Raw genomic sequence first — 23,088 nt, 5'->3', positions numbered from 1 at the left:
GGGTTATGTTGCGGTGCAATATAGCAGTTGCGAGGGCATGAAAAAAGCCGCCCGGCGGGGGCGGCTTTGTCATCCGGTTGCCGTTCTTACAGCACCTTCGCGATGGACTCGCACACGTAGTCGATGTTCTTGCTGTTGATGGCGGCCACACACATCCGGCCGGTGTCAGTGCCATAAACGCCGAACTCGTTGCGCAGGCGAACCATCTGTTCCTTACTCAGCCCTGAATAACTGAACATGCCGATCTGCTCCGCAATGAAGGACATGTCCTGCTTCACGCCGGCTTTTTTCAGGCCGTCCACCAGTTTCTGGCGGGTTTCCTTGATGCGGACACGCATGGCGGCCAGTTCTGCTTCCCACAGGGCCCGCAGTTCAGCATCGTTCAGCACGGCGGCCACCACCGCTCCGCCGTGGGTCGGCGGGTTGGAATAGTTGGTGCGGATGGCGATCTTCAGCTGCGACAGCACGCGGCCGGCTTCTTCCTTGCTGGCGCACAGCACCGACAATGCCCCGACACGTTCTCCGTACAGGCTGAAGCTCTTCGAGAAGGAAGTCGAGACGAAGAAAGTCAGGCCGGCGTCGACGAACTTGGCGATGACCGCACCGTCTTCGGCGATGCCGTGGCCGAAGCCCTGGTAGGCCATGTCCAGGAAGGCCACCAGATCGCGCGACTTGACGGCGGCGACCACCTGGTCCCACTGGGCCGGGGTGATGTCGTAGCCGGTCGGGTTGTGGCAGCAGGCGTGCAGCACGACGATGGTGCCGGCGGCCGCTGCTTCGAGCGATGCCAGCATGGCCGGGAAATCGACACCGCGGGCGGCGGCGTCGTAGTAGGGGTAGCTTTCGACTTCGAAGCCGGCGCGGCTGAACAGCGCGCGGTGGTTTTCCCAGCTCGGGTCGCTGATCAGCACTTTTGCCGATGGGTTGAGCTGCTTCAGGAAGTCGGCCCCGACCTTCAGGCCGCCGGTGCCGCCGATGCACTGCACCGTGGCGACACGGCCGGAGCCCAGTGGTTCGCTGCCTGCGCCGAACACCAGCGCCTGCACGCCGGCGTCATAGGCGGCGATGCCGTCGATGGGCAGGTAGCCACGGGGCTTGGGGGCCTGCATCATCGCCTGTTCGGCCTTCTGCACGCACTCCAGCAGCGGCAGCTTGCCGTTGTCGTCGAAATAGACACCGACGCCCAGGTTGACCTTCTTGGGGTTGGTATCGGCATTGAACTGGTCGTTCAGGCCCAGGATCGGATCGCGTGGCGCCATTTCGACGGCGGTAAACAAAGACATGGAAGAGTGTCCTCAGGGATGCAAACGGGAATTGGATGAGGGCCCTGGCTTGAATCGACGCCGCCCGGGTCCATCTGGAATTTTAACCAGGGGCCGGCAAGCGGCCTGTACATTGATCGCACCATGCCCGACATCGCCACCGACCTCGCTTCGCCCCCACCCGAAATCCCCACTGAAAAGCCGGGTGTCTTCGTCAGGTACGAAGGCTCGCCCTTCGAGCTCTACCAGCCCTATCCGCCGGCCGGGGACCAGCCGACCGCCATTGAAAAACTGGTGGAAGGTGTTGCGGACGGGGAGGTTTTTCAGACCCTGCTGGGCGTAACCGGTTCGGGCAAGACCTTCACCATGGCGAATGTGATCGCCCGCACCGGGCGTCCGGCCATCGTGTTCGCTCCGAACAAGACGCTGGCGGCGCAGCTGTATGCCGAATTCCGCGAGTTCTTTCCCAAGAATGCGGTCGAATATTTTGTCAGCTATTACGACTACTACCAGCCCGAGGCCTATGTACCGCAGCGCGACCTGTTCATCGAGAAGGACAGTGCGATCAACGAACACATCGAGCAGATGCGACTGTCGGCCACCAAGAGCGTGCTGGAGCGGCGCGATGTGATCATCGTCGCTACCGTGAGCGCCATCTACGGCATCGGCGCGCCGGAGGACTACACGCAGATGCGTTTCATCCTGCGGACCGGTGGAAAGCAGAGCCAGCGCGAGGCCATCGCGCAGCTGATCCGCATGCAGTACACCCGCAACGAACAGGATTTCGCACGCGGCACCTTCCGCGTGCGCGGCGACACCATCGATGTCTTTCCGGCGGAGCATTCCGAACTCGCGGTGCGCATCGAACTCTTCGACGACGAGGTCGAGTCGCTTCAGCTGTTCGATCCGCTGACCGGCCGGGTGATACAGAAGGTGCCGCGTTTTGTGATCTATCCGGCCAGCCACTATGTGACGCCGCGCGACAAGGTCCTGACCGCCGTCGAGGCCATCAAGGAGGAACTGCGCGAGCGCCTGAAGTTTTTTGTATCGGAAGGCAAGTTGGTCGAAGCCCAGCGGCTGGAACAACGGACGCGCTTCGACCTTGAGATGCTGGCCGAGATCGGCCATTGCAAAGGCATCGAAAACTATTCGCGCCATCTCTCGGCGTCGCCACCCGGCGCGCCGCCGGCCACGTTGACCGATTACCTGCCCAAGGACGCGCTGATGTTCCTGGACGAGAGCCACGTGATGATCGGCCAGTTGGGCGGCATGTACAACGGCGACAGGGCCCGCAAGACGACGCTGGTCGAATATGGTTTCCGCCTGCCTTCGGCACTGGACAACCGGCCGCTCAAGTTTGAGGAATTCGAAGGCCGCATGCGCCAGGCGATCTTCGTTTCGGCTACGCCGGCCAATTACGAGAAGGAAAATTCCGGTCAGGTGGTCGAGCAGGTGGTGCGTCCCACCGGGCTGGTCGACCCGCAGGTCGAGGTGCGGCCCGCCACGCACCAGGTCGATGATGTGCTGCAGGAAATCCGCATCCGGGTCGAGAAGAACGAACGTGTGCTCATCACCACGCTGACCAAACGCATGGCCGAGCAGCTAACCGATTACCTGAGCGACAACGGTGTCAAGGTGCGTTACCTGCACAGCGACATTGATACGGTTGAACGCGTAGAAATCCTGCGCGACTTGCGCCTGGGCACCTTCGATGTGCTGGTCGGGATCAACCTGCTGCGCGAAGGTCTGGACATTCCCGAGGTCAGCCTCGTTGCGATCCTCGACGCCGACAAGGAAGGTTTCCTGCGCGCGGAACGCAGCCTGATCCAGACGATCGGCCGCGCCGCCCGAAACCTCAACGGCCGGGCCATTCTTTACGGCGATCGGGTGACCGATTCGATGCGCAAGGCCATCGATGAGACCGAGCGCCGCCGCATCAAGCAGATCGCCCACAACGAAGCGCACGGCATCGTTCCCCGCAGCGTGGTCAAGCAGGTGCGTGAACTGATCGATGGTGTGTACGGAGAAAAATCGGGCCGGGATGCCGTTTCGGCCGACATAGGCACCAGGGCGGGGGAACTGCTGGAAGACCTCTCCGAAAAAGATCTGGCGCGCGAAATCAAGCGACTGGAAAAGCAGATGCTCGAACACGCTCGGAACCTCGAATTCGAGAAAGCTGCGCGGTTGCGTGACCAATTGGGGCAACTCAAGGCGCGCGCTTTTGGTGCACCGGGCCACGACAATGTGGTGCCCTTTCCTACAGGTGGTTCGGCCCAATCCCGACCAAAGTAGCGGGTCTTGTGTTATAGTTGAGGCAAATACTCAACAAAGAAAACAAAAGAGATTCCCGACGATGCAGGGCCTTGTCCATCGTACAAAACACCGATTTCAAGCACCGGTTGATTTGCGATAAGCGACAGGGAATGGGTGGAGACGGTGCCCTCCGGGTCCAGCCCGGCGGGTGTTCAAACTAGTGCAACAGCCAAGGAGCTTGCCATGCGTCTCACTACCAAAGGCCGTTTTGCGGTCACCGCGATGATCGATCTGGCGCTTCGCCAGAACAACGGCCCCGTTACCCTGGCGGCCATCAGCCAGCGGCAACAAATTTCGCTGTCGTATCTTGAACAGCTGTTCGGCAAGCTGCGTCGCCACGAACTGGTCGAATCGACCCGTGGCCCCGGCGGCGGGTACACGCTCGGCCGCAAGGCTGCCGACATCACCGTTGCCGACATCATCGTGTCGGTTGACGAACCGATTGATGCGACCCAGTGTGGCGGCAAGGAAAACTGCCTGGGCGACGCCGGTCGCTGCATGACACATGAGCTGTGGGCTTCGCTCAATCAGCGCATGGTCGAATTCCTCGATTCGGTCACCCTGCAGAAGCTTGTCGACGAGCAGATCGCAAAGGGCGTGCAGATCGAAGACAAGCCGGCCGTTCGCCGTGCCATTTCGAGCACACCGGTGGTCAAGCCCATACGCGTGAATGCACCCAATTCGGTGTTCGCGCTCGGCAACGCCTTCGCCAAGTCCTGAGTCCGTTTGGTCGGGCGGTGCCACAAGCACTGTCCCGTCCCGCCATTCCGCTTCATCGCCAGCCTTAAAAGCCAGCAATCGCCCGTTCTGCCATGGACCTCACTCCGCATTTTCCGATCTATCTCGATTACGGCGCCACCACGCCGTGTGATCCCCGTGTCGTTGACGCCATGATTCCGTGGCTGCGCGAACACTTCGGCAATGCTGCCTCGCGCAGCCACGCCTGGGGCTGGGAGGCTGAGGAAGCCATCGAAAAAGCCCGTGGGCAGGTGGCTGACCTGATCGGTGCCGACCCCCGCGAAATCGTCTGGACCAGCGGTGCGACCGAGTCGATCAACCTGGCCCTGAAGGGCGCCGCGCAGTTCTACAAGGGCAAGGGCAAGCACCTCATCACGCTCAAGACCGAACATAAGGCCGTGCTCGACACGGTTCGTGAACTGGAGCGCCAGGGCTTCGACGCCACCTATCTGGACGTCAAGGAAGATGGCCTGGTCGACATGGACTCCCTGAAGGCGGCCATCCGCTCGGACACCATCCTGATCAGCGTGCTGTTCGTGAACAACGAGATCGGTGTCATCCAGGACATCCCGGCCATCGGTGCGCTGTGCCGCGAAAAAGGCATCCTGTTCCATGTCGATGCCGCCCAGGCTACCGGGCGTGTCGACATCGACATGAAGACCCTGCCTGTCGACCTGATGAGCATGACCGCACACAAGACCTACGGTCCCAAGGGCGTAGGCGCCTTGTATGTGCGGCGCAAGCCCCGCGTGCGCCTCGAAGCGCAGATTCACGGTGGCGGCCATGAGCGCGGCATGCGTTCGGGCACTTTGCCCACCCACCAGATCGTTGGCATGGGCGAAGCTTTCCGCATCATCAAGCTCGAAATGGGCGAGGTGAACGCCAAGGCCCGCGAATTGCAACAGCGTCTGCTGGACGGCCTGAAGGATGTCGAGCAGGTCTTCATCAACGGCAGCATGGAACACCGTGTGCCGCAGAACCTGAACATGAGCTTCAACTTCGTGGAAGGTGAATCACTCATCATGGGCATCAAGGGCCTCGCCGTGTCGTCGGGCTCGGCCTGCACTTCGGCCAGCCTGGAACCCAGCTATGTCCTGCGTGCCCTCGGCCGCAGCGACGAACTGGCGCACAGCAGCCTGCGCATGACCATCGGCCGTTTCACGACCGAAGAAGAGATCGACTACGCCATCTCCACCATCCGCCACAACGTGGCGAAGTTGCGCGAGTTGTCGCCTCTCTGGGAAATGTTCCAGGACGGCATCGACATCAGCACCATCCAGTGGGCCGCGCACTGAGCGCCTCGCCCTCCATCATTCAAAAGACAGGACCCCACCATGGCTTATTCCGAAAAGGTCATTGACCACTACGAAAATCCTCGCAACGTCGGTTCGTTCGCCAAGGGCGACGACAGCGTGGGCACCGGCATGGTCGGCGCACCGGCTTGCGGCGATGTGATGAAACTGCAGATCAAGGTCAACGCCGAAACCGGCGTCATCGAAGACGCGCGTTTCAAGACTTACGGCTGTGGTTCGGCTATCGCTTCCTCTTCGCTGGTCACCGAATGGGTGAAGGGCAAGACCCTGGACGAAGCTGCGGCTTTGAAGAACAGCGTCATTGCGGAAGAATTGGCGCTGCCACCGGTCAAGATCCACTGCTCTATCCTGGCCGAAGACGCCATCAAGGCAGCAGTGGACGACTACCGCAAGAAACATGCGGAAGCTTCCGCTACATCCACCGCCTCCGAAGCGGTGCTGGCTGCCTGACATGGCCGTCACCCTGACCGAAGCCGCTGCGAGGCACGTCAACCGATACCTCACCAAACGTGGTCGCGGTATCGGTGTGCGCCTCGGTGTCAAGACCACCGGCTGTTCGGGCCTGGCCTACAAGCTCGAATACGTGGACGAACCCGTCGAGGGCGATGTCGCCTTCGAGGACCACGGCGTCAAGGTGATGATCGATCCGAAGAGCCTCGCCTATATCGACGGTACCCAGCTCGATTTCGTGCGCGAGGGCTTGAACGAAGGTTTCAAGTTTCTCAACCCGAACGAGCGCGATCGCTGCGGTTGCGGCGAGAGTTTCCGCATCTGACTCACAGAGCCCCTGCTAGCCTTCGGGCTGCACCGGCCGCCCGCATCGAATGGGGCGGCTTTTTTCTGCCCAAAATGGAAATCCAGTCCGACGATTTCGTCCTGTTCGGTGTACCGCCAACTTTCCAGCAAGACCTGGCATTGCTGGACGAGCGCTGGAAGGAGCTGCAACGCAACGCCCATCCCGACCGTTTCGCCGCGCAGGGCGCGGCGGCGCAGCGTCTGGCCATGCAATGGTCGGTGCGCATCAACGAAGCCTATCGCCGGCTGCGCAACCCGCTCAAACGCGCTGCGTACTTGTGTGAACTGCACGACGCGCCGATTTCGGCTGAAACCAATACCGCCATGCCCGCCGCGTTCCTGATGCAACAGATGGAGTGGCGCGAAGCCCTCGACGAGGCGAGCGACACTGCCTGCATCGACGCACTGCAGGCCGAGGTCGAAGCCGCGCGCAAGTCGGCCATTGCCGATTGCGGCGTGATGATCGATCAAAAGCAGGACTATCTTGCGGCCGCGGCGCAAGTCCGTGCCCTTATGTTTCTTGCGCGCTTTGCCGAGGATGTCGATGCGCGGCGGGCGTTGACGGGACAATAGCGACCTTCCTCCTGCCGGCCCGAACAAGGGTCGGCCTGTCGCTTCGGCGGCTTCCCAGAATCGAGACTTATCTCCCGCATGGCGCTTCTCCAGATTTCCGAACCCGACCAATCGCCAGATCCGCACCAGCGGCGCATCGCGGTCGGCATCGACCTTGGCACCACCCACTCCCTGGTGGCTGCGGTGCGCAGCGGTGTTGCAGAATGCCTGCCCGACGCCGACGGCCAGGTGCTGCTGCCGTCGGTCGTGCGTTACCTGTCGGAAACCGGTCGCCAGATCGGCGCCGCAGCACAGGCTGCCGCGGTCGCCGATCCTGAAAACACCATCGCTTCGGTCAAGCGACTGATGGGCCGCGATTTGCGTGACGTGGTCAATGCCGACCGTCTGCCTTACCGCCTCGTGAGCAGCGCCGAGGCCGGTGAGGCCGTGAGCGGCGGCATGGTCGGCATCGTCACCGTGGCCGGCATCAAGTCGCCGGTCGAGACCAGTGCCGAGATCCTCGCCACGCTGCGCCAACGCGCCGAAGACAGTTTCGACGCGGACATCGATGGCGCCGTCATCACCGTTCCCGCCTATTTCGACGATGCCCAGCGCCAGGCCACCAAGGACGCTGCGCGCCTGGCTGGTCTGGAGGTGTTGCGCCTGATCAACGAGCCCACCGCCGCCGCCATCGCCTACGGCCTGGACAACGGCAGCGAAGGTCTTTATGCGGTGTACGACCTCGGCGGCGGCACCTTCGACGTCTCGCTGCTGCGCCTTTCCCGTGGTGTTTTCGAAGTGGTCGCCACCGGGGGCGATGCATCGCTCGGCGGCGACGACTACGACGCCGCGCTGGCCCAATGGGTGCTGGCGCAGGAAGGCCGCAGCGCCGACAGCGCCGGTGATCGCGCAGCGGTCCGTCGCGCGGCCCGCGCTTGCAAGGAAGCCCTGTCCGATGACGACACCGCCGTCTTCCAGGTCGACCTGACGGGCGGCGCCATCGCACGCAGCCTGACCCGCGCCGACTTCGAAGCGGCGACCAAGGCACTCACCGCCCGCACCATGGACGCCGTGCGCCGCGTGCTGCGCGATGCCGAGGTTTCTGCTGAAGAAGTGCAGGGCACGGTAATGGTCGGCGGCTCAACCCGGATGCCGCAGGTGCGGGCTGCCGTGGCCCGCCATTTCGCTCGCGAACCGCTCACCAATCTCGACCCCGACCAGGTCGTCGCGCTCGGTGCCGCGCGGCAGGCCGACCAACTCATCGGCAACGTCGGCGCCGATGACCTGCTGCTGCTCGACGTCATTCCGCTGTCGCTCGGCATCGAGACCATGGGTGGCCTGGTCGAACGCATCGTGTCGCGCAACGAGACCATTCCCACTGCGCGCGGCCAGGACTTCACCACTTATCAGGACGGCCAGACCGCGCTTGCCCTGCATGTGGTGCAGGGCGAACGCGACTTGGTCGCCGACTGCCGCAGCCTGGCGCGATTCGAGTTGCGCGGCATCCCGCCGATGGCTGCAGGCGCGGCGCGCATCCGGGTCACCTTCACCATCGATGCCGACGGCCTGCTCAGTGTGGCCGCCCGCGAGCAGACGAGTGGTGTCGAGGCGCGTATCGACGTCAAGCCGTCGTACGGCCTGAGCGACGACACCATCGCCCGCATGCTGCAGGAGAGTTTCACCACCGCTGGCCAGGACATCCAGGCACGCGCGCTGGTCGAAGCCCGGGTCGATGCAGACCGCATGGTGCTGGCCACCCGCAGCGCCCTGACTGCCGACGGCGACCTGCTGTCCGATGCCGAGCGCGCCGACGTGGAGGCCCTGATCGCAGCCTTGCAGGCGGCGCGGTCGGCCGAAGACCCCGCCGTCGTCGAAGCCGCCACCCAGGCGCTCGCCCACGGCACCGAAGCCTTTGCGGCAGAGCGCATGAACCGCGGCATCCAGCGTGCGCTGGCCGGCCGCAACGTGCAGACCTTCTGACGCGCCCCCGACAAAAAGACACCCACGACAATGCCCGTCATCAAGATCCTGCCCCATCCCGAATACTGCCCGCAGGGCGCCGAAGTCACGGCGCCGGCCGGCACTTCCATTTGCGAAGCACTGCTCGACAACCACATCAACATCGAGCATGCCTGCGACATGAGCGCGGCCTGCACCACCTGCCACGTGGTGGTGCGCCAGGGTTTCGAATCGCTCAACGAGACAGACGAGACCGAAGACGACCTGCTCGACCGTGCCTGGGGCCTGGAGCCGCAGTCCCGCCTGTCGTGCCAGGCCATCCTGGCGCAGCAGGACGTGACCATCGAGATACCCAAGTACTCGCTGAACCACGCCAAGGAAAACCACTGAAGTACCGCACATGAGCCGCCAGATATTCTTCGATACCGAAACCACCGGCCTGTCCGCCGAGGGTGGCGACCGCGTGATTGAAATCGGCGCGGTCGAAATGGTGAACCGCAAGCTCACCGGCAACAACCTTCACATTTATCTCAACCCGGACCGAGACAGCCACGAAGACGCACTGCGTGTGCACGGCATCAGCAACGAATTCCTCAAGGACAAACCACGCTTTGGCGAAGTGGTCGACGAGTTCCTGGCTTACCTGAAGGGTGCCGAACTCATCATCCACAACGCAGCCTTCGACGTCGGTTTCCTCAACAAGGAACTCGAACTGGTCGGCAAACCCGGGCTGAAGAATTTCGTCGGCAGCGTGGTCGACACGCTGGTGATGGCCAAGGAAATGTTCCCGGGCAAACGCAATTCGCTGGATGCGCTGTGCGATCGTTTGGAAGTCGACAATTCGGGCCGTACGCTGCATGGCGCCCTGCTGGATGCCGAGCTGCTGGCGGATGTCTACATCAACATGACCCGCGGTCAGAACGCGCTGGGCATCGACACCGCCACCGCGGACGAGCCGGGTGCCGTCGAGGTTGTGCGGATAGACCTCAGCCAGTTCATGTTGCCGGTGCTGTCCGCCACCGAACAGGAGCTTTCCGCACATGCGGCCGTGCTGGTGCAGCTCGACAAATCAGGCGGTGGATCGGCAATCTGGCGAAAAGTAGAAAATCCTGTGGCATAATCTGAGGCTGCCGGGATGCAGCGAAAACATCCCGGTACGGGTGATTAGCTCAGCGGTAGAGCACTGCCTTCACACGGCAGGGGTCGCAGGTTCAAACCCTGCATCACCCACCAATCAAATCAATGGCTTGCGCGAGTTAGCGGCAAGCGGTTGAAACCTCCGGTGTAATCGGCGGTGCAAAAAGCGGCAAGGCTTCACAGCTTCGCCGCTTTTTTTGCGTATTCCGATGCATCAGGTCGCCCGACTTCAAGCGACCGCGCTGGGCTCGATCTGCAAGTCAGCATGCGCCGTATCGTGCTGATCGACGTGGGGCCGAGGATCTTCGACACGGTGAACAGGTGCGTGTCGAAGCGCAAGGTGACGCATCGGCTGGTCCAGCAGATGCTCAGGCCGGCATCTCCGAGGCCCTACCGCTTCAGGTCTCGATCAGCCTCGCGCGAAAAACGCTTCGACCAGCCTCACCCAGTAGGTTCCGCCCACCGGCAGCAGCGCGTCGTTGAAATCGTAGTTCGGGTTGTGCAGTTCGCACGGTCCCATCCCGTGGTACATCGCGTCGCGATGTCCTCCGCCGCCGTTGCCCAGGAACAGGTAGCTGCCCGGCACCTTCTGCAAATAGAAAGAGAAATCTTCCGCGCCGCCGTGCTGGGGCGTGTTGCCGTCGACCTTGTCGGCACCGAAGGTGTCCTGCGCCACCTTCATGGCGAAATCGGTCTGCGCGTCCCAGTTCACCAGCGGCGGATAGGCCCGGTGGAACTTCAGTTCGCCGGTGCCGCCATGGGCCTGCGGCAGGAACTCGGCGATGCGGCGCATATTGTTTTCGATGTCGTCCAACACCTCTGTGCTGAAGGTGCGCACCGTGCCCTTGATCACCGCTTCGCCGGGCAGAACGTTGTAGGCGTCGCCGGCATGGATCTGGGTGACGCTGACCACGGCCACGTCGATCGGGTTCTTGTGGCGCGAGATGAGGGTCTGCAGCGCGCCGACCATCTCGGCGGCGATAACGATGGTGTCCACCGCCTTGTGCGGCTGGGCCGCGTGGCCGCCGGTGCCGCGCACGATGATGTCGAACCGGTTGCTCGACGCCATGGTCGGGCCCTTGCGGAAGGCGAAATGGCCGGCTGCGAAACCCGGCATGTTGTGGATGCCGTAGATCTCCTCGCACGGGAAACGCTCGAACAGGCCGTCGTCCATCATTGCCTTGGCCCCGGCGTTGCCGCCTTCTTCGGCCGGCTGGAAGATGAAGTTGACCGTGCCTTCGAAATCCCGGTGGGTCGACAGGTAGTGAGCCGCACCCAGCAGCATGGCGGTATGGCCGTCGTGGCCGCAGCCGTGCATGCGGCCCGCATGGGTCGAGGCATGCAGGAAACGGTTGTGTTCGGGCATGGGCAGGGCATCCATGTCGGCGCGCAGGCCGATGGCGCGTTCGCCCGCACCGCGGCTGCCGTGCAGCACGCCGACCACGCCCGTCGTGCCCAGCCCCCGGTGCACCTCGATGCCCCACGACGCCAGGCGTTCGGCGACCAGGTCGGAGGTGCGGGTTTCCTTGAAGGCCAGTTCCGGATGCGCGTGGATGTCGCGCCGCAGGGCGGTGAATTCAGCGTGTCGGGCTTCTATGTCGGCGATGACTGTCATGTCGTTTGCTCCTTGACGTATTGGGCGATTTCGGCCGAGACATCGGCGAGCGCTGTCTGCAGGCTTGCGAAGCCGCCATTGGGTTCGAACGTGGTTTCGTTCATGTAGAGGCCGCGGTGCACTTCGATCTGCACGCTGTGGCGCCGCTCGGCCGGGCGGCCGAGGCGGGCGATGAGGGCGACGCCCTTGAAGGGATCGTTCCGGGCCACGCTGAAACCGCGTTTTTTCAGGGCCTCGGCGATCAGTGCGGTGAACTCCGGCGCGGCGGTGGTGCCGTCGCGGTCGCCAAGCACGAAGTCTGCCAGCGGGTGGTCGCTGACGATCTGCATGCTTTCATAGGAATTGGCCGGCATGGAATGCAGGTTCAGGTGCCACACCGCGCCGTGGCGTCGGTAGGCTGCCTCGATCTGGTCCTGCATCGCAGCATGGTAGGGCGCGTGACAGTTGGTGATGCGGGCCTGCACCTCGGCTGCCGTCAGCTTGCGTCGGTAGATCGGCTGGCCGTCGACGGCGCGCCAGATCAGGCCGATGCCCAGGCGGGTTTTTTCGCTCGGCGATACCGGTCCGGGCCAGGCGTCTGCCAGCAGGTCGAGATCGATGTCGCCCAGGTCGCGGTTCGGGTCGATGTAGGCACGCGGAAAGTTCGCCGCCAGCAGCGTGGCTCCGACCGCCGGCAGTCCCTGCCAGAGCTGGTGCACATGGGTGTCCTCGCCGGCACGCAGCAGGGAGAAGGGCAGGGCGTAGCCGAAGTCGGCCGGGTACATCGTGCCGCTGTGCGGCGAGTCGCAGACCAGCGGCAGCGCGTCGGTTTCGGGCAGGCGCAGGGTGAAAGGTGCGAAAGGCGTGGGAACGCCGGGAAGGATGGCGTTTGAAGTTGTGGTCATGCCCGGAGTGTCATGGCTGTGTGTCGTTGAGGTGGCACGCGCTGGTGTGGCCCGGCTGCAGCGAACGCAGCAGCGGCGCTTCGACCTTGCAGCGCGGCATCGCATGCGGGCAGCGCGGATGAAAGGCGCATCCCGGCGGCGGAGCCAGCGGGGAGGGCAGTTCGCCCTGGATCGGCCGGTAGGCGCGGCGGGCGGTTTCCAGCGTCGGCAGTTCCGACAGCAGCGCCTGGGTGTAGGGATGGTTGGGCCGGTCGAAGATGGTGCCGGTGGGCGCCACCTCGACGATGCGGCCGAGGTACATGATGACCACCCGGTCCGATACATGGCCCACCACGCCGAGGTTGTGGCTGATGAACAGGTAGGTGAGCTCGAACTCGCGGCGCAGCGCCAGGAAGAGGTTCAGCACCTGCGCCTGGATCGACACGTCGAGTGCGGCCACCGCCTCGTCGCAGACGATCAGGCGGGGCTTCAGGGCCAGCGCCCGCGCGATGCCGATGCGCTGGCGCTGGCCGCCCGAGAACTGGTGCGGATAACGCTGGGCGTATTCCGGGTCGAGCCCGACCTGGCGCATCAGGCTGCCGACGTACTCGGCCTTCTGCGATGCCTTGATCAGCCCGTGCACTACCGGCGCCTCGCCCACGATGTCCATCACCCGCATGCGCGGGTTGAGCGAGGCCATGGGGTTCTGGAAGATCATCTGCACGCCCAGGCCCCAGGCACGGCGCTCCTCCGCATTCATCGCGCCGACGGCTTTGCCGAGGTAACTCACCGTGCCCTCGGTCGGTGGGTTGATGCCGGCGATCACGCGGCCCAGGGTCGACTTGCCGCAGCCGGATTCGCCGACCACTCCAATCACCTCGCCGGGCCGGATTTCGAGATCGACATCGGCCACCGCATGCACCACCGAAGCTCGGTTCTGGCCGCCCAGCAGATTGGCGATGCGGCCGGCCAGGTCGATGTTCTGTTCGAAACGTTTGCTGATGCCGCGCAGTTGCAGAAGCGGCTGCGGGTGCACGTCGGCGGGCGGTGCCACGGTGGGCTCGAGAAGAAGGGTGTCCATGCTTGGTTCAGGCCGGTTCGGTGCTGAGCTGGTGCCAGCAGCGCACCGTCTTGCCGGCAGCGGCGGGCTCGGGCTGCGGCACGCCGAGGCAGATCTCGTCGGCGCGGCCGCAGCGCGGCCGGAAGGCACAGCCCTGTGGCAGGTGCAGCAGCGAAGGGGTCATGCCCTGGATCTGCTGCAGCAGCGTGCCATGGGTGGCACGGGTGGGGATCGAGTCGATCAGCCCGCGGGTGTAGGGATGCGAAGGCTGCCGGATCACCGCCGCGGTCGAACCGCTCTCGACGATGCGCCCGGCATACATTACCGCGATGCGGTCGGCCAGGCCCGAAACCACGGCCAGGTCGTGGGTGATCCAGATCATGGCGGTGCCGGTTTCGCGGCACAGCTTCTGCACCTCGTAGAGGATCTGGGCCTGGATGGTGACGTCGAGTGCGGTGGTCGGCTCATCGGCAATGATGAGCGCCGGCCGGTTCAGCAGCGCGATGGCGATCGCCACCCGTTGGCGCATGCCGCCCGACAGCTGGTGCGGATAGGCCTTGAGCCGTTCTTCCGGCGACGGGATGCCCACCATCGCAAGGGCGTCGCGAGCCCGTGCCAGGGCGGCGGCGGCGCTGACCTTTTCGTGGGCGTGGATGGCTTCGACCATCTGCGTATCGACCCGCAGCACCGGGTTGAGCGTCATCATCGGGTCTTGGAAGATCATCGCGATGTCCTTGCCGCGCAGCGCCTGCAGGCGTTTCTCGGACGCGCCCACCAGTTCCTCGCCGCGAAATCGGATGTTGCCGGCGGCAATGCGCCCGGGCGGATCGATCAGGCCGATGACCGAGAAGCCGGTGATGCTCTTGCCCGAACCCGATTCGCCCACCAGGCCCAGGATCTCGCCCGCATGCACCTGCAGGTCGACGCCGTCGACCGCCCTGACCACGCCGCCATGGGTGAAGAAATGGGTCTTGAGGCCCTGGACCTCAAGCACCGGCTGGCCGGTTCCGACCGTGGTTTCGATGGTCATCTTCAGTGCGCGTTGTGCGGGTTGAGCACATCGCGCAGATGGTCGCCCACCAGGTTGATGCCGACGATGGACAGGGCCAGCGCGATGCCCGGGAAGAACGAGATCCAGTAGTTGCCTGACAGCAGGAATTCGAAGCCGTTGGCGATCAGCATGCCCAACGAGGGCTCGGTCACCGGCACGCCGACGCCGAGGAATGAAAGCGTCGACTCCAACGCGATGGCATGCGCCAGGTCGATGGTGGCGATGACGATCAGCGGTGGCAGACAGTTGGGCAGCATGTGGCGCAGAAGCACCCGCGGCCAGCCCAGCGACATGCACTGTGCGGCCTCGACGTATTCCTTGCCGCGTTCCACCAGCGCCGCCCCGCGGGCCGCCCGCGCGAAGTAGGCCCACTGCACGATGACCAGCGCGATGATCACCTTGTCGACCCCCTTGCCCAGGATGGCCAGCAGGATCAGCGCCACCAGGATCGCCGGGAAGGACAGCTGGATGTCGACGATGCGCATCAGCAGGGCATCGATCCAGCCGCCGAAATAGGCCGCGGCCAGGCCGATCGCGCTGCCGATGGCCAGCGCCCCCGCCACCGAGACGCCGCCCACCAGCAGGCTGGTGCGCAGGCCGTAGAAGATGGCCGACAGCAGGTCGCGTGCCTGGCCGTCGGTGCCCAGCAGGTAGGTCATGCCTCCGGCCGCGTCCTTGCTGAAGGGGGGCAGCTTGCTGTCGAAGATGTCGAGCTTGCCGATGTCGTAAGGGTTCTGCGGCGAGATCCACGGCGCGAACACTGCGCAGAACACCGCCAGGCCGAGCAGCACCAGGCCGAACATGGCGAGCTTGCTGGCGACGAACTCGCGGCGCAGGCGTTGCCAGGGTGTCTCCGGCGCGGGCAGCGCCGCAGTCGCGACGGCGACCGGCACGCCCGCAATCAGGGTGGTGTCGTTCATGCTTTGGCTCCTTGGAGGCGGACCCGCGGGTCGAGCACCGAATAGAGGATGTCCGTCGCCAGGTTCAGCATCACCAGGAAGGACACGATCAAGATCAGGTAGGCCACGACCACCGGGCGGTCGAGCGTGATGATGGAATCCAAAAGCAGCTTGCCCATGCCGGGCCAGGCAAAGATGGTTTCGGTGACCACCGCGAAGGCGACCACCTGGCCGAACTCCAGCCCGCCCACGGTGATGATGGGGATCATGATGTTCTTCAGCAGGTGGACCCGCAGGATGCGGCTCCAGCCCAGGCCCTTGGCGCGGGCGAACTTGATGTAGTCCATCGGCAGCGCCTCGCGGGTGGCGGCGCGGGTCACGCGGATGATGAGCGCGCCCTTGGCCAGCGCCACCGTCAGGGCGGGCAGCAGCAGCCGTTTCCAGCCTTCGAGCGTCAGCACGCTCAAGTCGACCGGGCCGACATGCACGGTAGTGCCGCGGCCGCTGGCCGGCAGCCAGCCCAGCTGCACCGCGAACACCATGATCAGCATCAGCCCGACCCAGAAGTTGGGCAGCGAGAAACCCAGCACTGAGCCGGTCATGATGGTGCGGGTGCTGAACGCCTGCGGCCGCAGGCCGGCCCAGATGCCCAGCGGCACTCCGACCAGCATCGCCAGCCCCATGGCCACCACGGCCAGTTCGAGCGTGGCCGGTGCGCGTTCCAGGATCAGTCCCATGGCGGACTGGCCGGTGAGGAAACTCTTGCCGAAGTCGAGCTGCAACGCATGGCCCATGAAGATCGCGTATTGCAGCCACAGCGGCTTGTCGAGTCCGAAGGAAGTGCGGATCTGGTCGCGTTCGAGGTCGCTCGCCTCGGCGCTCGCCATCATCGACACCGGGTCGCCGACGACGTAGAGACCGACGAAGATCAGGCCCGACATCACGACCATGACGAGCAGCGCCTGCAGCAGGCGGCGGATGATGAATGCCAGCATCGGGAAGGACGGTCTACGGTCTCGTTTACCTGGCCGGCACGGCGTACTGGATCATGGTCTGCTGGTCGGCGCGGCCCTTGAAATCGACATCCTTCTTCATGGCCCAGACCGAAAACTCGAAGTGGATCGGCAACATCGCATAGTCGGCCATGGCGATCTCGCTGGCCTTGGCCAGGGTGGCGGCGCGAGTGGCGTCGTCCATCTGGTTGGCCGAATCGGCCACCAGCTTGTCCATCGCCGGGTTGCTGTAGCGGCCACGGTTGGTGGTGCCCACGCCCTTGTCCTTGTCGGGTGTGACCAGCAGGGAATTCAGGGTGTTGGACATCTCGCCGGTCGCCGTGCCCCAGCCCGCCAGATAGGCGCTGTAGGCATAGCTGTCGCGGTTCTTGAAAAAGACCGCCGGCGCATTGGCGTCGATGGTGGTCTTCACGCCGATGCGGGTCCACATGGCGGCAAGCGTCTGTGCCACCTTGCTGTCGTTGATATAGCGGCCGTTGGGTGTGCCCAGCACCAGCGTGAAGCCGTTGGGGTAGCCGGCTTCCTTGAGCAGGGCCTTGGCTTTTTCAGGGTCGGCCTTGGGTGCCGTCGCCAGGTTCTTGCTGGCGCCGAACATCGGGTAGGGCAGCAGTTGCCCCGCCGGCGCCGCCACGCCGCCCATGGTGCGCGATACCAGCGCCGCGCGGTCGACCGCCAGCGACAGCGCCTCACGCACCCGCTTGTCGAGCAGTGGGTTCTTGCCGTTGCTCTCGGTGATGCCGGGCGTGGTCTCGCCGTGCTGGTCCAGCGCCACGTAGATGACGCGGTTGGACGCCTTGGTTTCCACCCGCAGCTTCGGTTCCTTCTTCAGGCGCTCCAGGTCGTCGGTCGGCGGGTCTTCGGCCAGGTCCACGTCGCCGGCCAGCAAGGCTGCCACGCGGGCCGCGGGGTTGCTGATCGGGCGATAGATGACCTTGTCCCAGGCGGGCGGCTTGCCCCAGTAGTTCGGGTTGCGCTCGAAGATGATTTCCGAGCCGCGTTTCCAGGACACGAAACGGTAGGGGCCGGTACCGACCAGGCCGCTGCCGCCGTTGAGTTCGGTGGTGGTCTTGCCTTCGGGCGCCGGTCCCGCCGCCGCCTTGGCCGACATGATCGGCAGGCCGACCATGTTGATGGCCAGCAGGGGATAGGGCTCGGACGTGGTGATGCGCACCGTCAGCGGATCGGGTGCCTCGATCTTCTCGACCTTCTGCAGGTACACCTTGAAGGACGAGGGGCTGTTGGGCACCTTGGCCACCCGGTCCATGGTGAACAGCACGTCGGCCGAGGTCATAGGCGAGCCGTCGGAGAACTTGACGTTGGGCCGCAGCTTGAAGGTCCAGACCTTGCCGTCGGCCTTCCAGGATTCGGCCAGGCAGGGTTCTGGCTTGAGTTCGGCATCGACGCAGACCAGTGGATCGAACAGGGTCTGCGACAGCTGGATGTTGGGTGTCAGCGCGTGATATTGCGGGTCCATCGACGTGGGCTCGGTCTTCAGCGCCACCACCAGGTCGCGTGCCACGGCGAGGCCTGAAAAACCGATGCCGGCCGCGATGGCGGTGGCTGCGAGAACGTTGCGGCCACGGGGCCGGAAGCAAGAAAAACCTGACATAGCTAGAGCATCTCCAGACGCGGGCCCCAGATGGGCCGCAACGAAAACATCAGAAAAATCGCAGGCTCGACGGACGGACCGGTGCGCGCAATCGCCTTCCGACCATGAGCATGAAGCGTGCCACTGACTGCGTCGAGCGGTCGTTTTCGACTGCCAGCCGCCTCCGCGCGTCCACTTGCCCGCCGTTCGGTGGCCGCCCGGCCGCCGGCTTCCATCATGCGTACAAACAGGTCGGGAAACTGCAGGGATTTCACTGGGGTCCGCACGGCAAAATTCGGCCCTTTGCCGGGGATGCATGCACGAGCAGATAGCAGCTCGCGCTCCATGCATCGCAGGCGATCGCCGCACGCGGGCCATCCGATGGTTCCTATCCCTCGGTGGCAAGCTTCCGTCGGTCGGGCGCGGGCACTGCTGCTGCCCGAGATCGCGCCTGGAAGCAGCGATGCCGTCCTGCAGCGCGGCCGCTCTTTCGCGCAGAGCCGTGCCATCTTCGGCTTTCACTGGAAGAGCGCCCTGGACCGCCCGCCGGCTGCAACCCTGACCCGTTCAGGCGCGCTGGCTCATGGCAGTTCGCTCAAGATTTTTTCCCGGATGAAACGGCTGGATCGCCATCGGGGTGGCGCGCCATTTCGATGAACGCCCGCACATAGTCGATGGCGCTGTCCGTCTCGCGTGCCCCCAGGAATATCTGCTTGGCAATGCCGCGCACGCCCAGCCGCACCGGCACCACATCCATCCTGGCCGCATATTCCTCGACCAGCCAGCGCGGCAGTGCGGCGACACCGCGGCCGCTGGCCACCATCTGCAACATGATGTCGGTGGTCTCGATGGTCTTGTGGCGTCTGGGCGTGACGCCGGCCGGCAGCAGGAACTGGTTGTAGATGTCCAGCCGCTCGATGTCCACCGGGTAGCTGATGAGCACTTCCTGGGTCAGCTGCTGCGGTTTCACATAGGTCGCCGACGCCAGCGCGTGGGCCCTGGGCACGACCAGCACCTGCTCGTAGTCGAACACCGGTTCGAACTTCAGGCCGGGCTTGAACAGCGGGTCCGGCGTGACCAGCAGGTCGATCTCGTAGCCGAACAGCGCGCCGATGCCGCCGAACTGGAACTTCTGCTTGACGTCCACATCGACGTCGGGCCACGTGGTCAGGTAGGGCGAGACCACCTTGAGCAGCCATTGGTAGCACGGGTGGCATTCCATGCCGATGCGCAGTGCGCCGCGCTCGCCCTGCGCGAATTGCCCCAGCCGCTCTTCGGCCAGGTCGAGTTGCGGCAACACCCGGTTCGCCACCGCCAGCAGGTATTGCCCGGCCTGCGTCAGCCGCAGGCTTCTGCCTTCACGCAGCCAGACGTCGGTGCCCAGTTGCTGTTCCAGCTTCTTCATGCTGTGGCTCAGTGCCGACTGGGTGAGGTTCAGCACGCCCGCAGCGGCGGTCAGTGAGCCTTGCTTTTCGACCTGCTGGACGATGTTGAGATGGATACGCTCAAGCATTCAGATGACCCGAATTCATGGATTTATGAAATAAACCCATTTTACTTCATTGGTTGCCATGGCTAGCATCCAGCCAGCTGACAGGGAATCCAATGGAAAAGAAGTTCACGTTTGATATCAGGAGTGTTTGTTTCGATGAAGACTACCGTCCATCGGACCACACGCGTGTTACCACCAATTTTGCCAATCTGGCCCGCGGGAACAGTCGCCGGGAAAACCTGCGTAATACCCTGAGGATGATCGACAACCGTTTCAACAGTCTGGCGGGTTGGGACAATCCACAGGGCGATCGTTATTCTGTCGAACTGGAAATCGTGTCGGTGGAAATGAATATCGGCGCCGGAAATGATGCGCTGTTTCCGCTGATCGAGATATTGAAGCCGAAGATTTTCGACAAAAAAACAGGTGAATGCATCGATGGCATCGTGGGAAATAATTTTTCCTCTTATGTGCGTGACTACGACTTCAGTGTGCTGCTGCCGGAACATAACCTGAATACGTCGGCTTTCAGCATTCCCCAAGACTTCGGCGATCTGCATGGAAAGTTGTTCAAGCTTTTTGTGAACTCGGACGCCTACCGGCAGCGTTTCCATAAACCGCCCGTCATATGCATCAGCGCCTCCAGCAGCAAGACCTATCACCGCACCGAAAATCTGCATCCCATACTCGGTGTCGAATATTTGCAGAATGAGTTTTCATCCACGGATCGATATTTTGAAAAGATGGGTTTGCAGGTTCGATATTTCATGCCGCCGGATAGCGTTGCGCCCCTGGCTTTTTATTTTCGTGGGGATCTTCCGGCTGATTACACCAATCTCGAACTGATCGGCACCATCAGCACGATGGAAACGTTTCAGAAGATCTACCGGCCGGAAATCTACAACGCCAATTCTGCGGCAGGCAAGTTCTATCAGCCGAATCTGAATAACCAGGATTATTCCCTGACCCGGATCCTCTACGACCGGGAAGAACGCAGCCAGCTGGCCGTCAGGCAGGGGAAGTTTACCGAAGAACATTTCATCAAGCCCTACAAGAATCTCCTCGAGCAATGGTCGTCCAATGAGGCGCTTTCCAGTTAACCAGAAAAAGATCGACATCATGAAAAAACTATTGCCCACTTCGACTGCCGGCAGCCTGCCCAAACCTTCCTGGCTCGCACAACCCGAAAAGCTCTGGTCGCCCTGGAAACTGCAAGGCGACGAACTGGTCGAAGGCAAACAGGACGCCCTGCTTCTGTCGTTGAAGGAGCAACAGCTGGCAGGTATCGATATTGTCAGTGACGGCGAACAGACCCGTCAGCATTTTGTCACCACCTTTATCGAGCATCTCGACGGCGTGGATTTTGAGAAACGCGAAACGGTCAGGATACGTGATCGATATGACGCCAGTGTGCCGACGGTGGTCGGTGCGGTGAATCGCCAGAAACCGGTTTTTGTCGAAGATGCCAGGTTTTTACGTCGGCACACCGACCAGCCGATCAAATGGGCCTTGCCGGGCCCGATGACGATGATCGACACACTCTACGATAACCACTACAGGAACCGTGAAAAACTGGCCTGGGAATTTGCCAAAATCCTTAATCAGGAAGCCAGGGAGCTCGAGGCCGCTGGCGTCGACATCATCCAGTTCGACGAACCGGCATTCAATGTGTTTTTCGATGAAGTGAATGATTGGGGAGTCGCCGCCCTGGAAAGGGCAATCGAAGGGCTCGAATGTGAAACCGCCATCCATATTTGTTATGGCTATGGCATCAAGGCCAATACCGACTGGAAAAAGACGCTCGGATCCGAGTGGCGGCAATATGAAGAGTCTTTCCCCAGGTTGCAGAAATCCAGTATCGACATCATTTCGCTGGAATGCCATAACTCGCATGTTCCCATCGACCTCATCGAACTCATTCGCGGCAAGAAGGTAATGGTCGGGGCCATCGACGTGGCAAGTCACTCGGTTGAAACGCCAGAGGAAGTGGCCGACACCCTGCGCAAGGCGCTTCGGTTCGTGGATGCCGAAAAACTCTACCCCTGCACCAATTGCGGCATGGCACCGCTGCCGCGTGAAGTCGCCAGAGGCAAGTTGCATGCTCTCAGTGCCGGCGCGGAAATCATCCGGGCCGAACTCCTGAAGGGTTGAGATACCGGCGTGACGCTCAGCTAGGCGGCATTCCGGAGCCGCCGCGCGCACTGCCTATTCGGCGATATTGCATTCCCGGCGCAGCAGCGCCAGCGCGTCCTCGGTGGCCTGCACCCGGTCGCTGCGCAGCACGGGTTCGGCTTCGTCGACGAAGGCGTTCCACAGGTCCAGGTAGTCGGCCTGCAACTGTGCCGGGGCGTGCTGCAGCACGAAATGGCGGGGCAGGTCGGCGTCCAGGCCGGATGTACGGACTTTCTTGATCAGGGCAGTGGCGGCCTTCCGGGTCAGCAGCGTCGTGTGTTTGCCCTGGGTGGCGATGCGCAGGAACAGGGTCAGCAACGAGCTGTCGTCGCCGTGGCCTTCGGTGGCCTGGTCCCACACGGCGCTGTTGCTGCGCTCGAAATGGTCCAGGTCGGCCAGGCCGTCCTCCGACCAGAAATAACGGCCCATGAAAGCGGGCGTTTGGTCGAACAGCTTGCGCACGCCGAGCGCGGCATCCAGGATCCTGGGCATGTCCTGCATGACGGAAGCCTGCACCGATTGCACCGCCTCGCGGTACTGCGCGGGCAGGCCTTCCGGCAAGGCGATGGCCACCGGCGCTGCCGAAGGGTGTTTCTTCCGCAGGCCCAGCACCATTTTCTCGAACGCGGCCCAGTCCGGCATGGCGCTCTGCCGGCACAACCGCACCAGCAGGGCGGTGCGGACGACGGATTCCGCGTCCTTGCCGGCGTCCTGCAGGTCGTCGACGTCCATGCCCAACTGGGCGGCCATCCAGACGGCGGCTTCGACCAGGGTGGTGGCGTGGCTCCGTTCTGCGCGTTCGGCCTGGTATTCGGGCAGGCTGCGCAGCGACCACTTGGCGAGCAGCGCGATGTGTTTGTCCTGGAAGACGCCGTGTTCCTGCATTCCGAAATGGCTGCTCTGCGGCATCACGATCAGCGCCTTGAGCATGTCCGAACCGCCCTTGGAACGCGACAGCAGGCTGTGGTCGCGCAGGGACTCCGCGGCCCGGTCCAAGTCGCCGCCGGTCGAGTGTTCCAGGTACAGGCTCACCAGGTTCACCAGCCGGTCACGGGCTTTCTCGAGGTCGGGGCGCAGGTATTCGGTGCCGAAATAACGCGCGATCTGCACCATGCCCTTGGGCGCTTCCAGGCTCATGGCGGCCAGGCGGTCGGGTGTGATGACGCCGTGGCGCACGCCGTGCTGCAGTGCCTTCTCGAAGAAGGGCCGCTTGTCGAACAGCGCAATGGCCTGGTCGGCGGTGGGGGAGGGCGTGGACATGGAACC

21 protein-coding genes and 1 tRNA gene are annotated in these 23,088 nt (G+C 63.3%); 12 read left to right on the top strand and 10 right to left on the bottom strand.

What is annotated here, in order from left to right; translation table 11 throughout:
* Positions 1–86 precede the first annotated feature (86 nt).
* Positions 87–1,283 (bottom strand): amino acid aminotransferase, encoded by a 1,197-nt coding sequence (locus AC3ANW_RS14685; protein WP_488341584.1) that lies wholly within the window; start codon positions 1,281–1,283, stop codon positions 87–89.
* Positions 1,284–1,406: 123 nt separating this feature from the next.
* Between AC3ANW_RS14685 and uvrB the strand changes: the two genes are divergently transcribed.
* The 10 genes from uvrB (at position 1,407) to AC3ANW_RS14635 (ending at position 10,165) form a co-directional block, all read left to right on the top strand.
* A complete protein-coding gene (uvrB, locus tag AC3ANW_RS14680; RefSeq protein ID WP_488341583.1) occupies positions 1,407–3,554 on the top strand; it encodes an excinuclease ABC subunit UvrB in 2,148 nt (715 codons plus the stop codon).
* Between the two features lie 204 nt (positions 3,555–3,758).
* On the top strand, positions 3,759–4,295 hold the full coding sequence (gene iscR / locus AC3ANW_RS14675) for a Fe-S cluster assembly transcriptional regulator IscR (protein ID WP_488345433.1): 537 nt from the start codon (positions 3,759–3,761) through the stop codon (positions 4,293–4,295).
* Positions 4,296–4,387: 92 nt separating this feature from the next.
* Positions 4,388–5,608 (top strand): IscS subfamily cysteine desulfurase, encoded by a 1,221-nt coding sequence (locus AC3ANW_RS14670; RefSeq protein ID WP_488341582.1) that lies wholly within the window; start codon positions 4,388–4,390, stop codon positions 5,606–5,608.
* Positions 5,609–5,647: 39 nt separating this feature from the next.
* Entirely contained in the window at positions 5,648–6,076 is a 429-nt protein-coding gene (gene iscU / locus AC3ANW_RS14665; protein ID WP_488341581.1) for a Fe-S cluster assembly scaffold IscU, read from the top strand.
* A 1-nt stretch (position 6,077) separates the two neighbouring features.
* Positions 6,078–6,401 carry an iron-sulfur cluster assembly protein IscA gene (gene iscA, locus AC3ANW_RS14660; RefSeq protein ID WP_488341580.1) on the top strand — a complete coding sequence of 108 codons (324 nt, stop codon included), beginning with the start codon at positions 6,078–6,080 and terminating at the stop codon, positions 6,399–6,401.
* A 74-nt stretch (positions 6,402–6,475) separates the two neighbouring features.
* Complete coding sequence (gene hscB / locus AC3ANW_RS14655; RefSeq protein WP_488341579.1) at positions 6,476–6,994, top strand: Fe-S protein assembly co-chaperone HscB; 519 nt, start codon at positions 6,476–6,478, stop codon at positions 6,992–6,994.
* A 78-nt stretch (positions 6,995–7,072) separates the two neighbouring features.
* Positions 7,073–8,953 (top strand): Fe-S protein assembly chaperone HscA, encoded by a 1,881-nt coding sequence (hscA, locus tag AC3ANW_RS14650; protein WP_488341578.1) that lies wholly within the window; start codon positions 7,073–7,075, stop codon positions 8,951–8,953.
* Positions 8,954–8,983: 30 nt separating this feature from the next.
* Entirely contained in the window at positions 8,984–9,322 is a 339-nt protein-coding gene (gene fdx / locus AC3ANW_RS14645) for an ISC system 2Fe-2S type ferredoxin (protein ID WP_488341577.1), read from the top strand.
* A 10-nt stretch (positions 9,323–9,332) separates the two neighbouring features.
* Positions 9,333–10,052 (top strand): DNA polymerase III subunit epsilon, encoded by a 720-nt coding sequence (gene dnaQ / locus AC3ANW_RS14640; RefSeq protein WP_488341576.1) that lies wholly within the window; start codon positions 9,333–9,335, stop codon positions 10,050–10,052.
* Between the two features lie 38 nt (positions 10,053–10,090).
* A tRNA-Val gene (locus AC3ANW_RS14635) sits at positions 10,091–10,165 on the top strand.
* A gap of 313 nt (positions 10,166–10,478) precedes the next feature.
* On the opposite strand, the gene AC3ANW_RS14630 is transcribed toward AC3ANW_RS14635, so the two are convergent.
* From AC3ANW_RS14630 to AC3ANW_RS14595, 8 genes are all read right to left on the bottom strand, one after another.
* Positions 10,479–11,684 carry a M20 aminoacylase family protein gene (locus AC3ANW_RS14630; RefSeq protein WP_488341575.1) on the bottom strand — a complete coding sequence of 402 codons (1,206 nt, stop codon included), beginning with the start codon at positions 11,682–11,684 and terminating at the stop codon, positions 10,479–10,481.
* A complete protein-coding gene (locus tag AC3ANW_RS14625; protein ID WP_488341574.1) occupies positions 11,681–12,568 on the bottom strand; it encodes an N-formylglutamate amidohydrolase in 888 nt (295 codons plus the stop codon). Before AC3ANW_RS14625 ends, AC3ANW_RS14630 begins: the two co-directional genes overlap by 4 nt.
* Positions 12,569–12,578: 10 nt before the next feature.
* Complete coding sequence (locus AC3ANW_RS14620) at positions 12,579–13,628, bottom strand: ABC transporter ATP-binding protein (RefSeq protein ID WP_488341573.1); 1,050 nt, start codon at positions 13,626–13,628, stop codon at positions 12,579–12,581.
* A 7-nt stretch (positions 13,629–13,635) separates the two neighbouring features.
* Entirely contained in the window at positions 13,636–14,637 is a 1,002-nt protein-coding gene (locus tag AC3ANW_RS14615) for an ABC transporter ATP-binding protein (RefSeq protein ID WP_488341572.1), read from the bottom strand.
* Positions 14,638–14,639: 2 nt separating this feature from the next.
* Positions 14,640–15,578 (bottom strand): ABC transporter permease, encoded by a 939-nt coding sequence (locus tag AC3ANW_RS14610; protein WP_488341571.1) that lies wholly within the window; start codon positions 15,576–15,578, stop codon positions 14,640–14,642.
* On the bottom strand, positions 15,575–16,552 hold the full coding sequence (locus AC3ANW_RS14605; protein WP_488341570.1) for an ABC transporter permease: 978 nt from the start codon (positions 16,550–16,552) through the stop codon (positions 15,575–15,577). Before AC3ANW_RS14605 ends, AC3ANW_RS14610 begins: the two co-directional genes overlap by 4 nt.
* 25 nt (positions 16,553–16,577) lie before the next feature.
* A complete protein-coding gene (locus tag AC3ANW_RS14600) occupies positions 16,578–18,179 on the bottom strand; it encodes an ABC transporter substrate-binding protein (protein WP_488341569.1) in 1,602 nt (533 codons plus the stop codon).
* Positions 18,180–18,753: 574 nt separating this feature from the next.
* Positions 18,754–19,671 carry a LysR family transcriptional regulator gene (locus tag AC3ANW_RS14595; protein ID WP_488341568.1) on the bottom strand — a complete coding sequence of 306 codons (918 nt, stop codon included), beginning with the start codon at positions 19,669–19,671 and terminating at the stop codon, positions 18,754–18,756.
* A gap of 92 nt (positions 19,672–19,763) precedes the next feature.
* Here AC3ANW_RS14595 and AC3ANW_RS14590 point away from each other — a divergent pair, with 92 nt between their 5' ends.
* Positions 19,764–20,750: a DUF1852 domain-containing protein gene (locus tag AC3ANW_RS14590; protein ID WP_488341567.1), complete on the top strand. Its 987-nt coding sequence runs from the start codon at positions 19,764–19,766 to the stop codon at positions 20,748–20,750.
* 19 nt (positions 20,751–20,769) lie between these two features.
* Positions 20,770–21,801, top strand: a complete 1,032-nt coding sequence (locus AC3ANW_RS14585; protein WP_488341566.1) for a methionine synthase — start codon at positions 20,770–20,772, stop codon at positions 21,799–21,801.
* A gap of 54 nt (positions 21,802–21,855) precedes the next feature.
* Here the strand turns inward: AC3ANW_RS14585 and AC3ANW_RS14580 are convergent, their stop codons facing one another.
* Entirely contained in the window at positions 21,856–23,082 is a 1,227-nt protein-coding gene (locus AC3ANW_RS14580; RefSeq protein WP_488341565.1) for a hypothetical protein, read from the bottom strand.
* Positions 23,083–23,088: the final 6 nt, after the last annotated feature.

The sequence above is a fragment of the Xylophilus sp. PBN-3R genome (genome assembly GCF_057747805.1).
The sequence above is the reverse complement of the archived record's forward strand: the minus strand, read 5'-3'. Positions and strand labels throughout refer to the sequence as shown.

Excerpts from the sequence above, each read along its gene's own strand:
- AC3ANW_RS14685 (WP_488341584.1), bottom strand. The coding sequence starts at position 1,283 with ATGTCTTTGTTTACCGCCGTCGAAATGGCGCCACGCGATCCGATCCTG.
- uvrB (WP_488341583.1), top strand. The coding sequence starts at position 1,407 with ATGCCCGACATCGCCACCGACCTCGCTTCGCCCCCACCCGAAATCCCC.
- iscR (WP_488345433.1), top strand. The coding sequence starts at position 3,759 with ATGCGTCTCACTACCAAAGGCCGTTTTGCGGTCACCGCGATGATCGAT.
- AC3ANW_RS14670 (WP_488341582.1), top strand. The coding sequence starts at position 4,388 with ATGGACCTCACTCCGCATTTTCCGATCTATCTCGATTACGGCGCCACC.
- iscU (WP_488341581.1), top strand. The coding sequence starts at position 5,648 with ATGGCTTATTCCGAAAAGGTCATTGACCACTACGAAAATCCTCGCAAC.
- iscA (WP_488341580.1), top strand. The coding sequence starts at position 6,078 with ATGGCCGTCACCCTGACCGAAGCCGCTGCGAGGCACGTCAACCGATAC.
- hscB (WP_488341579.1), top strand. The coding sequence starts at position 6,476 with ATGGAAATCCAGTCCGACGATTTCGTCCTGTTCGGTGTACCGCCAACT.
- hscA (WP_488341578.1), top strand. The coding sequence starts at position 7,073 with ATGGCGCTTCTCCAGATTTCCGAACCCGACCAATCGCCAGATCCGCAC.
- fdx (WP_488341577.1), top strand. The coding sequence starts at position 8,984 with ATGCCCGTCATCAAGATCCTGCCCCATCCCGAATACTGCCCGCAGGGC.
- dnaQ (WP_488341576.1), top strand. The coding sequence starts at position 9,333 with ATGAGCCGCCAGATATTCTTCGATACCGAAACCACCGGCCTGTCCGCC.
- AC3ANW_RS14630 (WP_488341575.1), bottom strand. The coding sequence starts at position 11,684 with ATGACAGTCATCGCCGACATAGAAGCCCGACACGCTGAATTCACCGCC.
- AC3ANW_RS14625 (WP_488341574.1), bottom strand. The coding sequence starts at position 12,568 with ATGACCACAACTTCAAACGCCATCCTTCCCGGCGTTCCCACGCCTTTC.
- AC3ANW_RS14620 (WP_488341573.1), bottom strand. The coding sequence starts at position 13,628 with ATGGACACCCTTCTTCTCGAGCCCACCGTGGCACCGCCCGCCGACGTG.
- AC3ANW_RS14615 (WP_488341572.1), bottom strand. The coding sequence starts at position 14,637 with ATGACCATCGAAACCACGGTCGGAACCGGCCAGCCGGTGCTTGAGGTC.
- AC3ANW_RS14610 (WP_488341571.1), bottom strand. The coding sequence starts at position 15,578 with ATGAACGACACCACCCTGATTGCGGGCGTGCCGGTCGCCGTCGCGACT.
- AC3ANW_RS14605 (WP_488341570.1), bottom strand. The coding sequence starts at position 16,552 with ATGCTGGCATTCATCATCCGCCGCCTGCTGCAGGCGCTGCTCGTCATG.
- AC3ANW_RS14600 (WP_488341569.1), bottom strand. The coding sequence starts at position 18,179 with ATGTCAGGTTTTTCTTGCTTCCGGCCCCGTGGCCGCAACGTTCTCGCA.
- AC3ANW_RS14595 (WP_488341568.1), bottom strand. The coding sequence starts at position 19,671 with ATGCTTGAGCGTATCCATCTCAACATCGTCCAGCAGGTCGAAAAGCAA.
- AC3ANW_RS14590 (WP_488341567.1), top strand. The coding sequence starts at position 19,764 with ATGGAAAAGAAGTTCACGTTTGATATCAGGAGTGTTTGTTTCGATGAA.
- AC3ANW_RS14585 (WP_488341566.1), top strand. The coding sequence starts at position 20,770 with ATGAAAAAACTATTGCCCACTTCGACTGCCGGCAGCCTGCCCAAACCT.
- AC3ANW_RS14580 (WP_488341565.1), bottom strand. The coding sequence starts at position 23,082 with ATGTCCACGCCCTCCCCCACCGCCGACCAGGCCATTGCGCTGTTCGAC.